The sequence below is a fragment of the Peribacillus sp. 05N428 genome, assembly GCF_056397085.1.
The window spans coordinates 150,685-171,261 of sequence record NZ_JBFTMS010000009.1 but is presented as its reverse complement, the minus strand read 5'-3'; the positions used below and the strand labels follow the sequence as shown (position 1 = coordinate 171,261).

The following is a 20,577-nucleotide window of genomic DNA, read 5'->3' as shown; positions in this document are numbered from 1 at the left end:
GATTCCTGTTCGTCGAGCCAAGATTTTATTCCACGCTTCCTCCAGCCCTTACCTCACGATAAGTACCTTGCGCTTCCTTAGTGGTTGGTCGATGTGTACCCCCACAGTGGACTTTCACCACCTAGATAGATGCCATGCCTGGCACACAAAAAAAAGCACTCAGTAAATGAGTGCTTCAAGTTAAAAATTTTTATTTTGATCTTCTGTTAGTGGTAATGGTTTATCAAGTAGTTCATTACTTTCACTTAAATAATGTTGATTATAAATTTCAATATTACTGCTAGTGTAATTCCTGCTATTCCATACAACGAAACAAAGCAACAAAACAAATACCCAATAAATCCAGGACCATACTGCATCTTTATGATTAACATTATTAATAAAGATAATAATTACAGAGATACCTAAGCTTACAGTTACACTGCCAAGCTCATGTTTTCTGGATAGTAAATATTGATACCTTTCCCTTTTCTTTCCGCCCAACTCATTAACAAAGAATAACTCATCCATGTTAATTTCATTAATAAAATACTGGTTCCAACTTCCTTTCTTCGTTATCTTACTTAACCACTTCCTTCGAGGAAATACCCAAAATAATGAATGATGTATTTGGTTTAATAAATATCCTAAAGGAACTCCGGTTACAGTGAGGAAAGCACCTACTGCAACTAAACTTGCTGATGTAGACATCTCCCGTATTTCCTCAAAACAAAAAAAGAAATAAGGACCCAGTATGATTATCATTATCCAACCAGGGATTCCCCACCTGACTAGATGTTTAGTGTCAAAGTTCAACTGACCCCCTCCTTCTGCCTACACATTCGACAAAAGGAGATAAATTCCTTCAAAATTAAAAGCATCCAATAACTTAGATGCTTTACCCTTAATTACTAAACATTCTTAAATATTTTCATTCTTGTTCTCACCTTATTTATAAGTGCTTTAGTAGCCCTTACTTTATAACGTTCCTCCAGAATCTTTTGGATTGTATCATCATCACTATCCGGGTTTAAAAATAAAACCTTGTGAATAAGATCTGTAGACGATTGATTTTCTCTTAATGATGAAAATTTACGCTTTAGATATTCATCATGCATATACTCTTCGTCATTACTTTTATTTAACTGATTGTTAATCTCATTTAATACATCTGCACTGAAGTTAGTAAACAATTCCTTAACTTCATCTTTTGAATAACTATCTTTATCGCCTTCACTTGCAATATCCTCAACAGCACTCTCTGTTAACTTGCTTATATCTCTTACATCCAACTTTTTTACATTTTCATCTACGTTCCTTAATCCAAAATTTATTTCTCTTAGTATACGTGATGTTTGATCACTAACTCTCCTATTATCTGAGTCCTGCTTAAGTGCCAAAAATATTGCTATTACAGCTAAAGCAATAGAAACTGCACTAGATATAAATGAAAATAAGTCTTTAACTTCAGTGTTATCTGCTAATCTAAATGTAAAAATAAATACGATTATAGCTATTAAAATACCTACTAACCAACACCAATCTCTATTCGTCCACTTCTTTACTACGATGTCATCTTCCAAATTAATTCCCCCTTAATATTTATTATCGTATAGATTAACAGCAAAGGAAATAATTTCTGTAAAAAGCTCTTTGGTCATTTCAACTTTTATACCATTAATACGCCACTTTTTCGATACAAAAGAGGGTAAAAAACACTGTTTGAATTAGTTATAATCCAGATTGTGTATAATTCACACGCACCCATGTTTCTTTACAGTAACAAAGGATTTCTTTGTCTTTAAAAATGAATTGAACAACCGCCAGGTTGAAGCGAATTAAAAAGAGCAAAAAAAATAGAAGAACGCACAAAAAAAGAAATCACCAATCAATTTTCCCCTGCATTTTGTTTAACTCATCTTGTTTTATTCCAATATAAATTAAGGTTTCCCGTTGGTCGGTGTGATTGAGGATCTGTTGAAGGGCAACTACATCGTTAAATTTCTTGTAATGATTATACCCATAAGTCTTTCGAAGGGAATGAGTCCCAATTCTCTCGAGTCCGAATTCTTCTGCCAGTTGACTTAAAATCACATAAGCCATTCCTCTTGTAATCGGTTTGTTTTTTCCGTTCCGACTTTTAATTAAATACTCGCTCTTAGGCTTGTCTTTCACATAGCTCCGAATAGCTCGTTTTAATTCGTTGGACATCTTTACTTCCTTGTGTTTATCCGTCTTTTTTTCCTTTAAGACAATGTCCCATCCTAAAACATCCCTCACACGCAAACGAAGAATATCAGAGATACGCAAGCCCGTATGGATCCCCAGTAAAAATAGAATATAATTACGTTCGTTATTTTTTTTAAGAAAGTCTTTCATTTCCTGAAGTAAGACCTTATCACGAATGGGTTGGACTACGTTCATCCAATACGCCCCCTTATTTTAATATTCTAATTGCTTGTAGCCTCTTATCATCTATTAATAAAGGCTCCCCCCTTGCGCCGTCTATAAATATCCCTTGTTTCTCCTCTTAGTTCCCGTGATTCCCGTTCGCTGAACTTTTCTTTCCTGAGTCTTTCAAGGTTATTCTTCTCCTGCTCAGGAGTTATCTTATAAGGTTTCAACGTTCTCACCCCAATAAAAAAAGCACCCAAATTAATGGATGCTCTCACATTCTTATTTAATTACGTCTAATGTTCCAGAAAGAACTACACCTTCTGTCAACATCACTTTTTGTACTTCACATGTTTTTAACCTGATATACATTTCACTTTGTAGCCATTTAGCCGTATTGATTATTTGTTGTCGCTCATGATCACTTTCAGCATTTAATATTAAAGTAAAACTCACACCGTCTTGACTGGCATTTTTAATTTTCTGTAATAATGTAGTGCGCTCCATCATATCCCCTCCTGCCTACTTAATTAGACAGAAGGGACTATTTCCCTATTAAAATATATTCACTCTAAACTAGGCACAAGAAAGCAAGAGCTTTTAACTTGTTAGCGATTGGGATTCTACTGCCTAGTTTACAAAGAATATGGACGACACCTGGCCAAAGGTGCCGTCCCACCAATATTTCAAAGTGGTTTCCCCTCCTTTTGAGAGGGTGATATTGTTGTTAATTCTGCATAATATCATCTTACTACCTTAAAACTAATAACTCATGTCGTTTTTACGGTCAAATTACGGTCAAATTATCCCACATTATTTATTAATCCGAATGCTTCTGCAACAATTGCGACCATTTCCCTTTTAGCTCTATAATATGTCTTGTCCGTTAGTTCTAAATCGTTATAAACCTCTACATCTCTTTTTCCGAGAATATAACGATCTTCCCATATATGCTGTTGTAAGGGTTTTAAACTTTCAAATACTAGATGTAATTTCCTTTTTGTCCTTAAGTATTCTTCTATTTCAAATTCAGTAATTGCTGAATTTTCTACGGAACTATAGAATTGATTTCCTCTTTGAATCTCTGAAGGCTCAGGGTTTTGTGTCAATCTTGGCTCAAGATCCATTTTCTTGCTCTCTATGATTGCATCCAGTATCTTATATCGACTCATTAGCTTCTCAGCCTTACGTTTAACTTCTTTACTGATTGTTGTGTTTAAGAATGATAGTTGATTCATGTAATTCTCCTTCACAAACTAGTCTCCTCAAGGGAGTCTAAATAATACAATTCTAATTCCTTAATACTCATTTTTTCGAAGAAGACACGGCTGTAATTCATTTTCATTATTAAAATCTCTATAAGGAACTCTCTATCCATTTCATTCATCTTCATCAACTCTTTAATCCTTCCCTTGCTTCCTTCAAGATTTTTTCAAGCTGTGGCTTTCTCGTTGTTTTCCAGTCCGGGAGACAGGAGCAAGGATTGATCCACTCCAATCCCTTGCCTATCTTTTTCGAGGTTTTTCCTAGTCCATTACAGTTATTGCACATTTCAATCCCCCTCTTTACCAAGCTTGTGTTCTATAATCCTTGCCTTCCATTTCAATCAAACGTGTACCCTTCATCATCCTGCTCACTATACGGCCACCATGCGTGCCATATTTGGAAGATAACTCTTTGGAAGATAGATTGGTCGTGAATACTTTAGGCTTGTCCATACGTGAAGTTATAATTTGAAACAGGATTTCCGATGCCCAGCTTTCTTTGCCGTTTTCCTGCTTCACATACTCAGCCCCTATATCGTCCATGATTAAAAGGTCAGCTTCTGCACATAATCTATAAACATCTGATTCTGAAAAACTCGAATCCTTGTAAGATTGTCTTATCATTCTCAATAAAGAAGGTGTATCAATGAAAATAATCTTCTTCCCAAGATTCTTGAGATAATTAGCAATGGAATGCGATAAATGTGATTTACCTAATCCATAACTTCCTTTAAGCAGCAATGAATGAAATCCAGTTAAGTTATCAAAGTTTTCTGCAAACCATTGGCATTTCTTCAGAGCATCCTCTTTGCTGTTGTGATCTGGTAAGTAGTTTTCAAAGGAAGCTGATTGTAAATCTTCAGGAATGAGACTATAGCGTTCAAATTGCTGAATGATATCTAAATCCCTTTGATGGTCCATCGCTTCTTTATATGCTGACATTTCCTTTTCTAATGCTTTGTTCTCACAAGTAAGGCAATCACTTATTTTCTCACCTTTGGGATTTTTCACAATCGGTACAGAGGAACCGCAATTTAAGCATGTTCTCGAACCTACAACTTGAATCTTAGAAAAGGTTGTCAATGTAGCTTTCAGGCTTTTCAGGAGTAACGCCCCCTTTACGACTCAATTCATGAGATAAAACATCATTGATAGTCTTTAGGTTTTGGCTGTTCCAGTTTTTAAGGATTGCTTCAATATAGCTCCAGGTTCTTTTGTTTTGAGCTAATGCTCTTTTCATTGCTTCTATTACTGCTTCTGGTGACATGTCTTCTTCCCATTTCTCTATGCTTTGAACAAGGAAAGGAGAAATGACTCCGAAGTTTTCTTGGTAGAAGGCAACCGCGTCCTCATTATTATTTTGTTTTTCTTTTTCTTTTTCTTTTTCTTTTTCTTTTTCTTTTTGTCCACGTATCGTCAACGTATCGTTACACGAATCGTCAACGTATCGTGAAAACTCTATTGAAATTGATTCATTAGGGATGTGGGTCATGATCTCCCTGAGCAAAGTTTTATCTTTAACCTCTGATAATTCCTTCTTCACACAATCAATGACAGGCTTTCCAGCTTTGTTCAAATTGTATTTACCCCAATTGATGATTGCCATTTCCCTTGTCGTTTCGTTGTATTTAACAAGATTGTGCATATTGTTAAAACGTTCTAGAAGGCTGCTGATTGATTCTGTTGAATAACCTAAATCAAAGGCCATTTGTTTTTTGGTTATTTGATAGACTCCTATTTGGGTAGTGTTAGGATTGGTTAGTAAGTATAAATAAAAGTATTTATCCTCTGGGGTCATTTCTTCTAACACCTTTGGATCTTGCCAAAATTCAACATGAATGTGTCTGTATTTCGCCAATATATTCCACTCCCTTGCTATAAAACTTGTTCTTCATGATATAATAGTAGTAGAATTGTTTTTTTATGGACCGATGTTGGTAGCATCGGTTTATTTTTGACTTCTCACAAAAGCCCGATAAATTTCCATGTACCGATCAACTTCTGCCATAGATAACCATTCCTTGGAGTTGATTTTCAACTCTTTCCACCTCCCTTCATTCTTCCTGCTGTCAATGAGCTACCGCACAAACATCCACCTAAAAACACCAGTAAAGCGAACAAACCGCAAACCATGAATTCACCCAACTTATCCAACCTCCCTTTTACTATCCACCGTGATATTTCCAATCGTTAAATCTGAAAATTTCACCTCCTTTCCATATTTTCTAGAAAGGATACTTTCAATAATCGGCTTTAGTGTAAGAACCTGTTCCTTTGTTATTTTGAAATTCTCTAGCGTCATATAATTTCACCTCTCTACAGCATATGCTGTGAAAACAATAGGACAAATCTGCTTTTTTAATTCTTTAGTTCCTATAAAGGAACGAAAACTTCAAAAAAAATAAACACTCGGAATACCTAATTTCTCAGACATTAACCTTGCTTCTTGTAACGAGAAGTCGCCTCCAGTTCCGTTAAGCTTTTGGTTTATTGCACTTTGGCTTTTCTCAAGTATTTCACCCAATTCCTTCTGCGAAATGTTGTTTTCGACTAAGAAAGCTTTAATTTTTCTATAGGGCTGATGTCGACGAGAGGTACTTTCGTTGATGCTGGCCATTATTTCACCTCACTTTACACCGTTCCTTTTAAGGAACAAACTTAGTATAGGTCATTAAAATTTAGATGTCAATAAATAATATTCCTATTAGGGAACGATTTCAGCAGAATATATTGCATTGCAGGAACGAATGATATACTATATTAGATATGAATAATATGGTAGAGGAGAAAAGCTCATGTATTCGTTTGGATCTATTCTAAAAAACTTACGTACCTCAAAAAATTTAAGTATTGATCAGTTAGCAAAACAAATTAATGCTAAGTATGAAACTAAAATTAGTAAAAGTATGATATCTAGGTACGAGAATAATTTAGCAGAACCCAAAATGGATGTAGTTCGTATTTTTGCTGATTTTTTTGATGCGTCGCCTGATTACATTATGGGATTAGAAGATGAGTCTTCTAAGGGTATCAAAAAGAACAGCAAAGCTATTGAAACTATCGCTGCACACCTCGATGAAAAAGAAATAACTGAAGATAAAATGAAAGACATCTTAAAATACATAGACTTTATATTCCAAGACGATAAATAACAGCTAGAGATAGAGAGAGAGGTGCAGCCGATGCACTATAATAAATTACTTGAGGATTATCGTGATGTAACCATTAAAGAAAAGGATCTTGAATTCGGATTTAAAGGATTGTACAGGAATGGAAATATCCTTTTAGAAAAGCGATTGTCAACTATTGAAAAAGGATGCATTCTCGCTGAGGAGTTAGGTCATCACTTCAAAACAGTAGGCAATATTTTAGATCAAGGTAAAGTTGCTAACGTCAAACAGGAAAAAATTGCGAGAAGTTGGGCACATAATAAGCTACTTCCACTTTCATGTTTTATTGAAGCATATCGTTATGGTTGCACTAATCGATACGAAGTAGCTGAATACTTAAATGTGACTGAAGAATTTTTGCAAGAAGCCTTAGATAGATATATCGAAAAATACGGCGATTTTTATTATCATGAGGAAATTATAATTCATTTAAACCCATTGAATATTATTAAAAGAGGTTTAGCGTAGATTACAAATATGGAGGATATATTCTTATGAAATGTGTTATCTACGTCCGAGTGTCGACCGATGAACAAGCTAAACATGGATTTTCTATAGCATCCCAAATTGAAAAATTAGAAGCTTACTGTGTTTCACAAGGATGGGAAATCGTCGATATTCACATTGATGACGGCCATTCTGCGAAGGATTTGAATCGTCCTAAATTCACCTTGATGATGAATGAAATAAAAAAAGGCGGAATAGATGTATTACTTGTATATCGATTAGACCGTCTAACTAGATCAGTACTTGACCTTTATGAAATACTAAAAGTATTAGATGAACACAATTGCATGTTTAAAAGCGCAACAGAAGTCTATGATACAACAAACGCTATGGGAAGGTTATTTATCACTCTTGTAGCTGCTATAGCTCAATGGGAAAGAGAAAACCTAGCTGAACGGGTTAGGCTTGGAATGGAAAAGAAAACGAAATTAGGTAAGTGGAAAGGCGGCATAACACCTTATGGCTATAAGGCTGTTAATAAGGAACTTGTAATAAGTAAAGATGAAGAAATGATTGTTAAAACAATTTTTGAACTAAGCAAAAGTTCGGGATTTTATACAATAGCAAAAGTTCTTAGTGAACGTGGGTATAGTACAAGAAAAGGAAGCGATTGGCATGTTGATACCGTTCGAGATATCGCAAATAATCCAATCTATGCAGGATATCTCACTTTCAACGAGAACCTTAAACAATATAAGAAGCCTCCTAGAGAACAAATTCTTTACGAAGGTATTCATGAACGTATAATACCCAGAGATGATTTTTGGGCATTACAAGATATATTAGATAAAAGAAGAACTTATGGCGGGAAACGCGAAACAAGCAATTATTATTTTTCCTCCATCCTTAAATGCGGCCGATGTGGTCACTCAATGTCTGGTCATAAAAGCCCTAATGGTAAGACGTATAGATGCTCAGGGAAAAAGGCAGGGAAAAAGTGTACCAGCCACATTATCAAAGAAGAAAATTTAGTTAAAACAGTACTAAACAATCTTGATCATCTATTTCATAATATCAAGGGCAGTACCAAAATAACTGATGTCCCAGAAGAAAAGATTAGTCAGTTAGAAATAGAACTAAAGAATAATCAAAAGCTTTTAAAAAAACAAAAAGCAATGTTTGAAGCAGATGTTATTGATATAGATGAATTAATTCAGAAAACTGATTCCCTTAGAGAAATGGAAAAAAGGATTTTATCTGAACTAAAGATGTATAAACAAACTGATTCTACAAAAATTGATGAAATTCTTTATATTTCTGAAAACATTCATTCACTATGGGAATACGCTAATGATTCCGAAAGAAAACAAATGATGACTACCTTGTTTTCTCAGTTAATTATTGATACAAAAGATGAATATAAAATAGGAACTGGTAAAGCACGCGAGATTATCATTGTTTCAGCTAAATGATAAAATGTCTTTCATTGGCGGAGGTACCCTCATTCCATGGGCACTGATTCCGGCAGCTGCCATATGTAATGTCAGTCCCTTTGAACTTGCCCGCCGGAATCTGCTTCCGGTAACCATTGGTTTAGCAGTGACTACAATAGTAGCGATGTTTCTCATTTAATCGAATTGCGCCGATTTGTGTGGACTCCTAAAAGGAGGTTCGATTGTTTTTTACTTTTTTATAAGGATGGACCCTCATTGATTGAAGAAATCAGCGACATTCCTGCCGAATAACTGGCTAGCCGGGACCCCACAGGCGCTTCCGTCGAGGAGGCTTAGCAGACAGTCGGCCGTATGGGAGTGGATTTCTGAAAGCAACTGGTGCTTTTTAAATTTGTCTACAGTAAAAAGGACTGAAATAAATCAGTCCTTTTTTAGATGAAGATTGGGTTTCATGGGTATCCAAACGGATGCTTACATTAGAGCAAGTTTTGGTCAAGTCAGTCAGTCCGCTCTCTTAAATCAAGACTCCACAACGACTATTGAGTACATACTCTTGAATGATTTTTAAAACGATATCCTGGTTTTGCTTTATATAGAAATGATCACCCTTTAATATATGCAATCCTTCAATATGTTCAATGTATTCATTCCAGCTTTCGATACTTTCCTTCGTCACGGTATCATTCGATCCCAATAGCAAAACGGCCTTGTTTCCCACCTTTTTCTCGCGTTTTTTTTCATGGTGATAGTTGGCTAATACATTCAAGTCGGACTGAATTATCGGAAGGAATATATTCATGAAATCTTCCGTTTCCAGGAGTTCCTTGTTTGTTCCCCCGATTTTTTCAAGCGACTGTTTTAAATGTTTTGTATTAGAGCAATCTATTTGATCTACTTTATATTCTGGGGATGACTTACTTGAAATGAATAAATGTTCAACTTTATTATCATCTCTCTCTTCTAATTTTGCCGCAATTTCATAGGCTACGATCGCACCCATGCTATGTCCAAACAAAGAGATGTTTTCCAGTGAATTCATTTGATGTTTCGTTTCCATTTCCTTCAATAATATATCCGTCAAATCCGTCATATGTTCACATAATGGTTCACTATATTTACTGCCATGTCCAGGGTATTCCAGCGGGATTACCTCTATCCCATCATCATCAAATTTCCATTCTCTATAAAAAGATGCACTTCCCCCCGCATAAGGGAAACAAAAAAGTGTTTTCTTCAGTCCTTCCATCCCCCTTCTCTTACGATTCATTATTTCAACATGTACTTCATAAAGCTTTCAACATACCTTGAATCGATTTCCGGCATTTTCATTGATAGCAGTTCCATTTCCTTCTTGGTTTTTGATTGCAGGATTTCCGACTCTTTTAATTTTGTTGATTCATCTATTAACTGGGACAAAGCACTTAATGAATGAATCTCGTTAGATTGTGTCTTTTCTTTTAAAGATTGTAACCACTCTTCCAAATCCATATTGGAGTAAGATATTTCATTTTTTTCGAAGAAGGAGGTCACGAATTCACTTGAAACCCTCTGATCATTGAACATATGATAGATCCCAAGCTTCTGATTCTCTTTCAATCTTGATATTTTGTAAATAAACTCACTTACAAAATCGACTGGCATCAATTCAAAATGAATTTCCTCTTTAAATGGCAATATCCTTTGTTCAATAAATGATTCAAAAACCTTGTACAACATATCCTTCTCGTTCCAAACCCCATTTGAATTAGATGAAATCCTGCCTAATCGGAAAATATCGATTGTCAGTCCGAGTTCCCTTGCTTGAAGAAGCAATTTCTCGGCAACCCATTTGGACTGGCTGTATCCGATCATTAAATCGGGGGAATAAACCAATTCGTCTTCCTCGTCCCATTTCCTTTCTCCGGTCAAGACAGAAAGCGTTGATGCATAATAAATGTTTTTCCGATTGCATGATGAAGCAAACTTAATGACTTCCACTACACCATCCACATTCGATATTTTTGATTTGCTATACGGCTCGAAGAAATTCGTTTCTGCACCGACATGATACACATGAGAAACATCATTGCTTAATTTCTCATATGTCACATCATCCAGACCGAAATGATGTTTACTAAGGTCCCCTTCAATGACAACGATTCGACTTACGAATTCATCCTGCCAAAGACCATATTTCATTAAAGTATCTTTCAATCTATTTCTTGAAGGAAATCTAACCAAACAATAAATTTTGACATCTTCCAATTCCAGTAATAATTTGTTTAATAGATGTGCCCCCAAGAAACCTGTTCCACCTGTAATCATCATATTTTTTTCAATTTGAACTGGTTTAGCGGATATTTCCCTTATTTTCTCCATCAATTCTCGATCGAGCATGGAATCCTTCTCCATCACTGCTTCCATGCTGCCAGATGAGTCGACTTCAAGTGCTTCAACAAATTTATTCACTGTATTATTTTCCAATAAGATTTGTAAAGTGGCTTCAGGAAGTACAGTTTCCTTCATTACATAGACCAGTTTGGTAGCTAAAATGGAATGGCCTCCATGTTCAAAGAAGTTGTCGTCCAATCCTAGACTTTGATTTCCTAATACATTTCTCCAAATCTTCAATACTTCTTTTTTCTTTCCAGTTTCCTGATTGGCTAAGGAAGTTTTATTTTGCACGATCTCCATTTCCAATAATTTCTCTTTATCGACTTTGCCGTTGGCATTAAGCGGGAAATCATCCACTCTGACAAAAAAGTGGGGAATCATATATTTCGGCAATTCATTGTTCAGATAATCTTTAATATCCTTTTCAGCGTTTTCCGCTTTTTCATCTTCATGTTTGTAATAAGCGATCACATAATTTTCATCATTGATGTTTTTAACAGCAACTACTGAACTTTCAACCTTCATGTATTTATTAAGCTTGTCTTGAATTTCATTCAGTTCAATTCTAAAACCGCGAATTTTCACTTGACTGTCTTTTCGACCTTTATACAGGATCTCACCATTTTGTAACCGGACGCCATGATCACCTGTTTTATACCACTTCATCTGATTCAAATCATCCATGCTCAACGCTTGTTCCGTTAATTTCGGCTGATTTAAATAGCCTCTCATGACCCCTTGACCGCCAATGTAGATTTCGCCTATTTCCCCATCTGCTACCTCGAGTAGTCCTTCAGATAGAATCCTGATTTCTACATTGCTCAATGGTTTTCCAATGGGAATAACATCTGCATCTTTGTCTTCGACCTCATGACAAATGGCAAAAGTTGTGCATTCAGTTGGTCCATACCCATTAATCAAGGAGAAGTGACCGATTGTTTGCTTCAATCTCCTCACATGGGGAACCGAGATTTTATCTCCGCCAACCACAATTTTCTTTAATCCTTCAAAAATCATAGGACCCTCATCTACCATTGCATTGAAAAGACCTGTCGTAAAAAAAGCTACATCCACCTTTCCAATGGATATCGCTTCTTTCCAATCATCAAAAGAAGTGAACTCATTCGGCATCAAGAATAAAGTCGCTCCATTCAATAAAGCTCCCCATATCTCAAAGGTTGCGGCGTCAAAACACGGGTTGGAAAATTGAGCCACTCTATTATTTTCGTTTATTTCAAGTATTTCAGAGTTCAATACTAAATTGACTACACTTTTATGCTCTATCATTACACCTTTTGGATTTCCGGTCGTTCCTGATGTATAGATGACATATGCGAGACCATTCTCCGAGGAACGGTTCACGGGAATATGCCCGTCCCTGCTTAGTTCATTCATCTCAAATGGAATTGGTTCAATATCCAATTCTCTGAGCTTCCCTCCTTGACCATTAAACGATAAGAAGAACTTCATATCCGTATCTGCAAGCATATATTCCAATCTTTTTAATGGGTAATTTTCGTCGATTGGAACATAGCAACAGCCTGACTTTATTATGGCAAGCATCCCTATGATCAGTTCAATGGACCTTTTGCTTGGAATACCGATCATTGTTTCTTCTTGAATCCCCAGATCAATGATCCTTTTGGCAAGCTTATCTGAAAGCATGTCTAATTCTTTATAAGTAATTTGACGTTCATTTTCGCAAAGTGCCGCTTTTGATTGATTATCTTCCGCGATTTTTTTAAAAGCTTCAGTTATTGACATCAATTTATTCGTCGTCATCGATTTACTTATCATCGGGCCCCAACTTTCAAGTGATTTATTAATTTTCCAATAGGTGGCAGTGTTTCATTTTCTGTTAGTTTTAAGAATATTTCCTGCATGGAATCCATAAAAAGTAAAATTTCATTTTCGGCAAATTTACTTTCTTTATAAATGATTTTATAATGCAGCTTGGTTTGCACTACAGCCGCAGAGAACGTAAGATCAAAATTGGTCGATTCACTTCCGACTGAATTTTCGATCATGATTCGCGAATCCTCTGCCAGTTCTGTGCTCGGATAATTTTCGAATACAAATATATGTTGGAATAATTCCTTATCCCAAGGAATTTCAGCGTATCGCTTTATATCCGTAAGTGCACTGAACTCATACTCTCTCATTTGTAATTGCTTGTTTTGAATCGCAGTAAGATAGGATTGCAAATCATCTTCCCAATCGATTTTCAACGAGAATGGCAGAGTATTGATCAATAAGCCTACAGCTTTTTCAATATGCGGAATGCTGAGGTTCCTTCCTGAGCTTGTCACCCCATAGCATACTGATTCGCTCTCACTGAGGCACGATAGAACGATGCTCCAAACTCCTTGAACAACGGTATTAATCGTCTTTCTATACCGCTTGGATAATTCTATTAATCTTTCGGTAAGCTCTTCAGGCAGGCTATATTCAATAACTTTATCCGCTGTAAAAGCTGCCTTATCCGTTTTCTTACCTACTTGTGCTTTTACTTGTTCGAAATCCCTCAATTCTTCATTCCAAAAAGCTGCTTCATCCTGTTTATTCATATTCCTGACATGATTCATGACTTGCTTATAGGCAATCTTATGTTCATCACTGTCTTTTACCATATTGGATGGGTTTCGATAATTATCCAAAAAATGATTAATGACGATTTGCAGGCTCCAGCCATCCATTAAAGCATGATGATGTGTCCATATGAATTTAAAGCGATGATCCGATAGCTGGATCAAGGTGATGTTCATGAGCGGACCATTCTCTAAATCCATTTGTCTGTTTTTACTATGCTCTAAAAGATTTTCTATCTTGGATGCCGATTCGTCCTCACTAAACATCGTTAAATCCACATGATTAAACACATAATAAATGTCATTTAGTATGATTTGGTAACGGTCCCCCAATTGATTGCGCCTGAAAACGGATCTAAGAACGTCGTATTTTCTACAGGTTTCATTCCAGGCTTCTTCCAATTCGTCCAAGTCCAGATCACCTATTAAATCAATGGACAGCTGTGAAATATATTCAGGACTTTGAGTTACTTCACTATGGAATAACATCCCTTCTTGAAGTGATGTCACGGGGTAAATCTCTTCAATGTTATTAAACTTATTAATGAAATGGGTAATCGTACTTCCATCGACTATTTTCTCAGCTTGAAAATCCGTTTCCACAATGGAGTCATTCAAATCTGCGCATCCACTTAAAATATTGTTTAAGTGTACTTCAACTTCTTTACATATCATTTGGTAGTTTTCATTGTTGCTATCGCCAATTATATTCAGCATGAGTCTATTGTTTACGATGCTGGCGACAAAATTGAGCTTATATGGAAATTTATAGTTCAAATCGATATTGCTGCTATTGGTTTGTTCCATATCACCAGTGTTATTAAATTGACCTAGATAGTTGTAACTCACTAGGCTGTCTGGATAGTTATGATTCCGAGCGGAAATATACTTTAGGATTCCAAAGTCAAACCCTTTGTTTGGCACACTTCTTAATCTGTTTTTTGTATTTCTCAAGGTTGAGCCCAAAGACGGCATTCCTTTAATCCTTACTGGATAAATGGAGGTGAACCACCCTACTGTCCTTGATAGATCAATATCATCTTCAATATCCTCTCTGCCATGACCTTCTAAATCGAGCCAAAATTCATCAATTCCCATTATATTGGAAACTGAATGAGCAATAACGGATAATAAAACCTCATCAATCGTCGTTTTATGTTTTCTTAAAGTGTTTTTAATGAGGTTTTGTGTTTGGTCCTCATCCACTTGTATTTTGTACATGTTTTCAAAATCACATGTTTCTCCTAAGCTATGCGTCAGCGGAGAAACTGGAATATTCATTTCCTTTTCCCAATATTGAACGGCATCTTCCGGTAGGCCAGTGTTCTGATACTCGTTCAGTTTCTCGGACCATTGTTTATAAGAAGTCGTTTTTAAAGGCAGTGATGGTTCTTGTCCATTCTTTATCTGTTGATAGCATCTTTCGAAATGATCAAGAAGTATCCTCCACGAAACACCATCAACCACAAGGTGATGAATCACCCAAAAAATCCTTACGTCCTTTTGATTCCTGAATAGAAGGAACTTCATCATGGGGCCATTGTATATGTTTAAACTTTGTTGGGCGTTTTCTTCCAGCTCCTTAATTACTTTCAGAGTATTTTCATCTGTAAAACTGGAAACTTGATACTCATGAAAACCGCATGCCGTATCAGCATTTGAAATATTGCCAATATATGAATCACCATGTTTTTCAAATAATGTCCTTAATATGTCGTGGTGATCAATTAATTTCATGATGATTTGTTTATATTGTTCGGTCGCCAATGCATGATCCTTCATCAAAACGACTGACTGATTCCAATGATGGATATTGTCATGATTTTCATTAAAAAACCAAGATTGAATAGGCGTCAACGGTACATAACCTGATATTTTTTCTTGGACCACTTGTTTTTGTTTCAGATCATTTACAACATTCCCTAGCTCACGGACCGTTTGGTATTCAAATAAATCTTTAGGCGTTATAAATAGATCTTTTTCTTTTGCAGCCGAGCATATTTGAATGCTGATGATTGAATCACCGCCACATTCAAAGAAGTTATCTTCCGGTCCTATAGTAGGATCGTTTAATACATCTCTCCATATTGTCAGAAGCTCTGTTTCAGTTTTGGACAGCTCTTGCACATCCGGCACTTTTTTCTTCCTCTCATCCAACTGTTCCGTCCATTTCGGCAGGGATTTCCGATCAACTTTTCCATTCGGCGTCAAAGGGAATTTATCCAGTTGCATAAAATGAGCAGGAATCATGAAAGCAGGCAGTGTTTCTTTCAGTCTTCTTCTAATTGAATCCACCGAAACCTCATCATTCACCGTATAATAAGCAATTAGCCTCTTATTCTGAAATCCATCTTCCATTGCCGTTACATAACTATCTTTGATTTCTGCTAGTTTTCGTAATGAAACATTAACCTCCGATAGTTCAACTCGGTATCCTCTTATTTTCACTTGGTCGTCCTCTCTGCCTATATAAACTAATTCCCCAGCTTTATTATGCTTAACTAAATCCCCGGTTCTGTATACTTTTTCAGCAGGGTTGAATGGATTGGATATGAATCTTTCATTTGTCAGGCTCTCATTATTCAGATATCCCCTCGCTAACCCAATTCCTCCGACATAAAGTTCACCAACCGCTCCTGCCGGCACTAGTTTCCGGTTTTCATCCAGCACAAATGCAACAGTGTTAGTCAGTGGCTTCCCAATTGAAACAACGAATTCATCTGTAGCATCCTCATTCGGGGGAAACATTTTAAAACTTGTACACACCGAATATTCAGTAGGCCCGTAGCCATTGAAAAACGATATATGCTTAAACTTCGAAACGAGCTCGACTGGACATTCAGAGCCTGCAGATCCCAACACTTTAAGCGTGCTCAAATCATTGATTGGCATTTCCTTCAACACAGCAGGCGGTAAAATAATATGAGAAATTCCTTCACGCTTAATTTGTTCAACAAGTTTACTCATGTCAAATTGATTTTCTTTATCTACGCTTATATGCAGCTCGGCACCGAACAATAGTGTGCTGAAAATCTCTATGACGGATGAATCAAAATTAAACGTAGCGAATTGCAGCACTTTAGCTGATGTATCTAAACACATCATTTTATTTTGGTTATGAACTAAGTTAATGATTCCCCTATGTTCCAACATGACTCCTTTTGGCCTGCCTGTCGTTCCAGAGGTATAAATGACATATGCTAAGTCCCGCTGATCTGCAATGTGAAGATTCTCTGTCATTGACAAATCCGATTCATTTTCAATATTTTCAAAATATATTATTTTGAATGGGTCAATCAAACCATTCTTTCCGAGTTCTTTGTGACTCAAGCAATAGGAAATGGACGAATCTTCAACCATGTAGCTTAATCGTTCATTAGGATAATGAGGATCCAATGGAACATACGCAGCACCTGCTTTAATTACTGCCAACATCCCCGTCACCATATCAATTGATCGATTCACATAAATTCCGACTCTTTCTTCTTTAGAAATCCCTTTGCTTAGTAAATAGTGAGAAAGCCGATTGCTCTTATCATTCAATTCGCGATATGTAATGGTTTCGGAACCATCAACAATGGCTACCTTATCAGGAAATCGCTCGACAATTTTATGGAAGGCTTGTGGGATTGTGTCATTGATCCCCTCAAAGCGAATGGTTTCTCCCTGCCATTCTTCCAATAATAATTTCTCCTGCTTCTTACTCACGACGGATACCTTGTCAATGGATTGTTCAGGCAGATAAGTAATCTTCCTGATCCACTCCAGGAAATTTTCAGCTAATGATTGAATGGTTTGTTCATTGAAGATCCCTGAATTATACTCCAAGGCGAATAATAGCTTATCTTCATATTCTTCTGCAGCTAAACTCAAATCGAATTTTGCTGCCTTTGACTTTATTACTTCAGGCGTTATCTTTATGTATTCACTTTCCAATGCAGCTTTGGCATTATTTTGTAAAATGAAGACGGTTTGAAATAAAGAAGTGCTTGCTAAATTTCTTTCAGGGTTAATGACTTCAACGATTTTCTCCAATGTCATTTGCTGATGATCATAGATATCGATGATATGGCCTGTATTTCTTTGAAGTATCTCTTCAAATGTTTCCTCATGTCCCAGCTTTAATCTAAAGGGCAGTGTATTGACAAAATAACCTATCGATTTTTCTGTCCCTTCAATCATTCTATTCGCCAAAGGACTTCCAACGATGATATCGTTCTGACCTGTATATTTTGCTAGGAAAGACTGGTACATCGTTAGCAGTGTCATGAATAATGTCGAGTTTTTTTCCAGGGACATCCGCTTTAAACCCTGGAGCTCTTCCCTCGTTAGTTCCACTATAAAACTACTGCCATCGTTGCGATTTTCTTTTGAACGTATCTTATCTAAAGGAAGCTCCAATTTAGGTAATTCCCCAGCTAAGTTTGTTTCCCAAAATAGCGATTCTTCTTTCATGTTATTTTCCAACCAGTTTTTCTGCTCTAATGCAAAATCCTTATATTGTTTAAAGTCTTTTCCAAGGATAAGTTCCTTTTCATTCACTTCACTGTCATAAAACGATAACCATTCATCTAAAAATATACTCACTGACCATCCGTCAAAAACGAAATGGTGGAGATTCACAAATAAAACAAAATCCTTTTCACTCAATTTAACAAGTTTCACTGTCAGGAGAGGACCTTTTTCAATTTCAAAGATTTCCGATTGGACATCGTCTTCAATTTGCAGCATACGAGTCTTTTGCTGTTCGGGCTTTAACGCAGAGAGATCGATTTCATCTATTTTAATGTATAAATCTTCCATGATTTCCTGATAGCCTTTACCAGCGTTTTCACGGACGGTGGTCCTCAAAATCTCATGTCTAGTAACGACATGATTTAAGGCTTTTTCCAGCATTGAAGTATCCACTGCTCCAATCATTTTATATTTCTGAGGGATATTATAATTGGCTGTCTTACCGTTGAGTTTTTCGTTGAACCATAAGGCCTCTTGGTTACTGGATAAAACATGATTTTCTTGTTGCGCTTCTATGTGCTCCATGTCATGATCTGAAATTTCATTAATGATGAAGTCCGTCAACGAATCGATTGTTGAATTTTGAAAAATATCTTTCAAAGTTAGAATTTGATTATATTCTTTGTTTAATTTCGTCAATAATTTCATAGCTAAAATCGAGTGTCCGCCCATTTCAAAAAAATCGGCATCTTTATCGATTTGACTTGTTGATAAGACTTCCAAAAATGTCTTTTCCACGAAAGATGAAACGACCTGCGTTTCATTTCCCGGAGGTGTACTCATTTCCGGAAAGATCTTATGATTTAGCATTTTCAATGTAGGATTTTCAAACAAATCAGCTAATTTCATATTCGCATCAAGTCTTTTATTTATTTTAGACACCATTTTCATGGCTGTTATCGAATGCCCGCCCAATTGAAAGAAATCACCATTAATATCGCTGTTCAAGAAAAACTCTTGCCATATTTCTTTAAGTTCTTGATTAACCGATGTGGATGTGACCGAATGGCCATCAGCTGCTTGATCGTCTTTACTCACATTATTTTTTAGTTTTGAAAAATCAATATCCACATATATTTCATCAATTTGCTGAGCTTCAGTAATTTGATGGGCAACCTGCATGAAGGCTGATTGGATATCATATACTAGCGAACGCTGTAAGAAGCACTTATTAAAATACAATTTGCATGTTATCGTTTCTTTATTATCCTGGGCTTGTAACGATAATGGAAAGCTATGTGACTCTTTTCCGCCTTCGACCTCCCAGTTAATGCTAAAGCCTTCATCTTTCGCTTCCGGATAATTTTCATAAACAAATAAAGTTTGGAAAATCGGATCTTCCTTCTTTAATTTCGTATGCTTTTTGATATCCACTAAAGAAATTTGGGAGTAATCCAGCATATTGTTCAATGTTTCCTGGAATCGTTTCAGTAAATCGGTAACGCTGTCTGTATCGTTTATTTCAGCTATCATAGGAATCGTATTAATGAGCATCCCAACGATTTCTTCCGATTTGAATAAGTTATTCGACCTGCCAGAGCTAACGATTCCAAAGACGATTCGATTTTGATTGGACATTTCCTTTAGGACGATTGACCAAATTAACTGCAGCAATACATTAAGCGTTACATGGTTTTTAGCGGCAAACTCTCTTAAAAGCTTACTTTGTGTTTTATCCAGCTCCCAGAAGAGATCATTGTCCTGGTGGTTTTCCTTCACATGTTTCATGACGGGAAATGTGATCGTCGGCTGCTCAATATCCTTTGCAAGCTCTTTCCAAAAACGATTTAAATCTTCCGCATCTGTTTTATTCATATACCGGATAAAATCTCCATATTGCTTTGGCTTTTCAATAAGCCCTTTGGAGTCTTTTCCTACAATTCGGCTGTAAATAACAAAGAGTTCATCGATGACTATGCTGGTACTCCAGCCATCCAAAATTATATGGTGATGAGTCCAAATCAAGATAAACTGATTTTCTTCAATTTTCACTACCTGGAGTTTCATCAAATTGGAGTTATTCACATCCATCTCCTGGGATTCGGAAGTCACTCTTTGAATTTCATTTAATTGTTCATGTTCACTCAACTCTGTCAGATCGATCATTTCCGGTTGATAATCCATTGTATTGAAGACAACCTGAACATTATTTTCAATATTTTTAGAGATGACCTTCATTCTTAATGCCTCATGTCGTTCTACAACCTGACTCCACGCCTCGAACAATGCATTCACTTCAAGAGCGCCCGTTATCCTGATTCGCATTTGAGAAATGTAAAGGTTTTCTGCTGTATTGTTCATTTCCAGTTCATAAAGGATTCCTTCTTGAAGCGGAGTTAATGAGTAGATATTCTGAATAGATTTCTCCAATTTTGCGCCTCCCGATTCCATT

General features: G+C 36.3%; 16 protein-coding genes. 4 read left to right on the top strand and 12 right to left on the bottom strand.

The window, feature by feature from the left end; translation table 11 throughout:
* Positions 1 to 180: 180 nt before the first annotated feature.
* The 9 genes from AC1DIV_RS11655 to AC1DIV_RS11615 all read right to left on the bottom strand — a co-directional run bounded on the left by AC1DIV_RS11655 (position 181) and on the right by AC1DIV_RS11615 (position 6,255).
* Complete coding sequence (locus tag AC1DIV_RS11655) at positions 181 to 795, bottom strand: BA5345 family protein (RefSeq protein WP_477576434.1); 615 nt, start codon at positions 793 to 795, stop codon at positions 181 to 183.
* Positions 796 to 890: 95 nt separating this feature from the next.
* Entirely contained in the window at positions 891 to 1,562 is a 672-nt protein-coding gene (locus tag AC1DIV_RS11650) for a hypothetical protein (protein ID WP_477576433.1), read from the bottom strand.
* A gap of 298 nt (positions 1,563 to 1,860) precedes the next feature.
* Entirely contained in the window at positions 1,861 to 2,403 is a 543-nt protein-coding gene (locus tag AC1DIV_RS11645) for a tyrosine-type recombinase/integrase (RefSeq protein ID WP_477576432.1), read from the bottom strand.
* 252 nt (positions 2,404 to 2,655) lie between these two features.
* Complete coding sequence (locus AC1DIV_RS11640; RefSeq protein WP_477576430.1) at positions 2,656 to 2,880, bottom strand: hypothetical protein; 225 nt, start codon at positions 2,878 to 2,880, stop codon at positions 2,656 to 2,658.
* A gap of 296 nt (positions 2,881 to 3,176) precedes the next feature.
* Positions 3,177 to 3,611, bottom strand: coding sequence for an ArpU family phage packaging/lysis transcriptional regulator (locus tag AC1DIV_RS11635; protein ID WP_367406013.1), 435 nt, complete (start codon positions 3,609 to 3,611; stop codon positions 3,177 to 3,179).
* Positions 3,612 to 3,765: 154 nt separating this feature from the next.
* A complete protein-coding gene (locus AC1DIV_RS11630) occupies positions 3,766 to 3,924 on the bottom strand; it encodes a hypothetical protein (RefSeq protein ID WP_477576429.1) in 159 nt (52 codons plus the stop codon).
* Positions 3,925 to 3,938: 14 nt separating this feature from the next.
* On the bottom strand, positions 3,939 to 4,580 hold the full coding sequence (locus tag AC1DIV_RS11625) for an ATP-binding protein (protein WP_477576427.1): 642 nt from the start codon (positions 4,578 to 4,580) through the stop codon (positions 3,939 to 3,941).
* A gap of 124 nt (positions 4,581 to 4,704) precedes the next feature.
* Positions 4,705 to 5,496 carry a DnaD domain-containing protein gene (locus AC1DIV_RS11620; RefSeq protein WP_477576426.1) on the bottom strand — a complete coding sequence of 264 codons (792 nt, stop codon included), beginning with the start codon at positions 5,494 to 5,496 and terminating at the stop codon, positions 4,705 to 4,707.
* Between the two features lie 534 nt (positions 5,497 to 6,030).
* Complete coding sequence (locus AC1DIV_RS11615) at positions 6,031 to 6,255, bottom strand: helix-turn-helix domain-containing protein (RefSeq protein ID WP_342615043.1); 225 nt, start codon at positions 6,253 to 6,255, stop codon at positions 6,031 to 6,033.
* Positions 6,256 to 6,433: 178 nt separating this feature from the next.
* Between AC1DIV_RS11615 and AC1DIV_RS11610 the strand changes: the two genes are divergently transcribed.
* Genes AC1DIV_RS11610 through AC1DIV_RS11595 form a run of 4 tightly spaced genes read left to right on the top strand, consistent with a single transcriptional unit; the run spans position 6,434 to position 8,887 of the window.
* On the top strand, positions 6,434 to 6,790 hold the full coding sequence (locus tag AC1DIV_RS11610) for a helix-turn-helix domain-containing protein (protein ID WP_342615042.1): 357 nt from the start codon (positions 6,434 to 6,436) through the stop codon (positions 6,788 to 6,790).
* A 30-nt stretch (positions 6,791 to 6,820) separates the two neighbouring features.
* Entirely contained in the window at positions 6,821 to 7,276 is a 456-nt protein-coding gene (locus AC1DIV_RS11605) for an ImmA/IrrE family metallo-endopeptidase (RefSeq protein ID WP_402906482.1), read from the top strand.
* Between the two features lie 26 nt (positions 7,277 to 7,302).
* Positions 7,303 to 8,727 carry a recombinase family protein gene (locus AC1DIV_RS11600; RefSeq protein WP_477576424.1) on the top strand — a complete coding sequence of 475 codons (1,425 nt, stop codon included), beginning with the start codon at positions 7,303 to 7,305 and terminating at the stop codon, positions 8,725 to 8,727.
* Positions 8,711 to 8,887, top strand: coding sequence for a hypothetical protein (locus tag AC1DIV_RS11595; protein WP_387605023.1), 177 nt, complete (start codon positions 8,711 to 8,713; stop codon positions 8,885 to 8,887). The genes AC1DIV_RS11600 and AC1DIV_RS11595 overlap by 17 nt, the downstream gene beginning before the upstream one ends.
* 336 nt (positions 8,888 to 9,223) lie before the next feature.
* On the opposite strand, the gene AC1DIV_RS11590 is transcribed toward AC1DIV_RS11595, so the two are convergent.
* The 3 genes from AC1DIV_RS11590 to AC1DIV_RS11580 are packed head-to-tail and all read right to left on the bottom strand — an operon-like array spanning position 9,224 to position 20,555.
* A complete protein-coding gene (locus AC1DIV_RS11590) occupies positions 9,224 to 9,955 on the bottom strand; it encodes a thioesterase II family protein (RefSeq protein ID WP_340874333.1) in 732 nt (243 codons plus the stop codon).
* Positions 9,956 to 9,975: 20 nt separating this feature from the next.
* Positions 9,976 to 12,879: a non-ribosomal peptide synthetase gene (locus tag AC1DIV_RS11585; RefSeq protein ID WP_477576422.1), complete on the bottom strand. Its 2,904-nt coding sequence runs from the start codon at positions 12,877 to 12,879 to the stop codon at positions 9,976 to 9,978.
* Complete coding sequence (locus AC1DIV_RS11580) at positions 12,876 to 20,555, bottom strand: amino acid adenylation domain-containing protein (protein WP_477576421.1); 7,680 nt, start codon at positions 20,553 to 20,555, stop codon at positions 12,876 to 12,878. The genes AC1DIV_RS11585 and AC1DIV_RS11580 overlap by 4 nt, the downstream gene beginning before the upstream one ends.
* Positions 20,556 to 20,577 lie beyond the last annotated feature (22 nt).

What these genes read in the sequence shown, in the direction of transcription:
- AC1DIV_RS11645 (WP_477576432.1), bottom strand. Translation starts at nt 2,403, where the DNA reads ATGAACGTAGTCCAACCCATTCGTGATAAGGTCTTACTTCAGGAAATG.
- AC1DIV_RS11635 (WP_367406013.1), bottom strand. Translation starts at nt 3,611, where the DNA reads ATGAATCAACTATCATTCTTAAACACAACAATCAGTAAAGAAGTTAAA.
- AC1DIV_RS11625 (WP_477576427.1), bottom strand. Translation starts at nt 4,580, where the DNA reads ATGTCAGCATATAAAGAAGCGATGGACCATCAAAGGGATTTAGATATC.
- AC1DIV_RS11640 (WP_477576430.1), bottom strand. Translation starts at nt 2,880, where the DNA reads ATGGAGCGCACTACATTATTACAGAAAATTAAAAATGCCAGTCAAGAC.
- AC1DIV_RS11605 (WP_402906482.1), top strand. Translation starts at nt 6,821, where the DNA reads ATGCACTATAATAAATTACTTGAGGATTATCGTGATGTAACCATTAAA.
- AC1DIV_RS11600 (WP_477576424.1), top strand. Translation starts at nt 7,303, where the DNA reads ATGAAATGTGTTATCTACGTCCGAGTGTCGACCGATGAACAAGCTAAA.
- AC1DIV_RS11630 (WP_477576429.1), bottom strand. Translation starts at nt 3,924, where the DNA reads ATGTGCAATAACTGTAATGGACTAGGAAAAACCTCGAAAAAGATAGGC.
- AC1DIV_RS11615 (WP_342615043.1), bottom strand. Translation starts at nt 6,255, where the DNA reads ATGGCCAGCATCAACGAAAGTACCTCTCGTCGACATCAGCCCTATAGA.
- AC1DIV_RS11610 (WP_342615042.1), top strand. Translation starts at nt 6,434, where the DNA reads ATGTATTCGTTTGGATCTATTCTAAAAAACTTACGTACCTCAAAAAAT.
- AC1DIV_RS11585 (WP_477576422.1), bottom strand. Translation starts at nt 12,879, where the DNA reads ATGATAAGTAAATCGATGACGACGAATAAATTGATGTCAATAACTGAA.
- AC1DIV_RS11590 (WP_340874333.1), bottom strand. Translation starts at nt 9,955, where the DNA reads ATGGAAGGACTGAAGAAAACACTTTTTTGTTTCCCTTATGCGGGGGGA.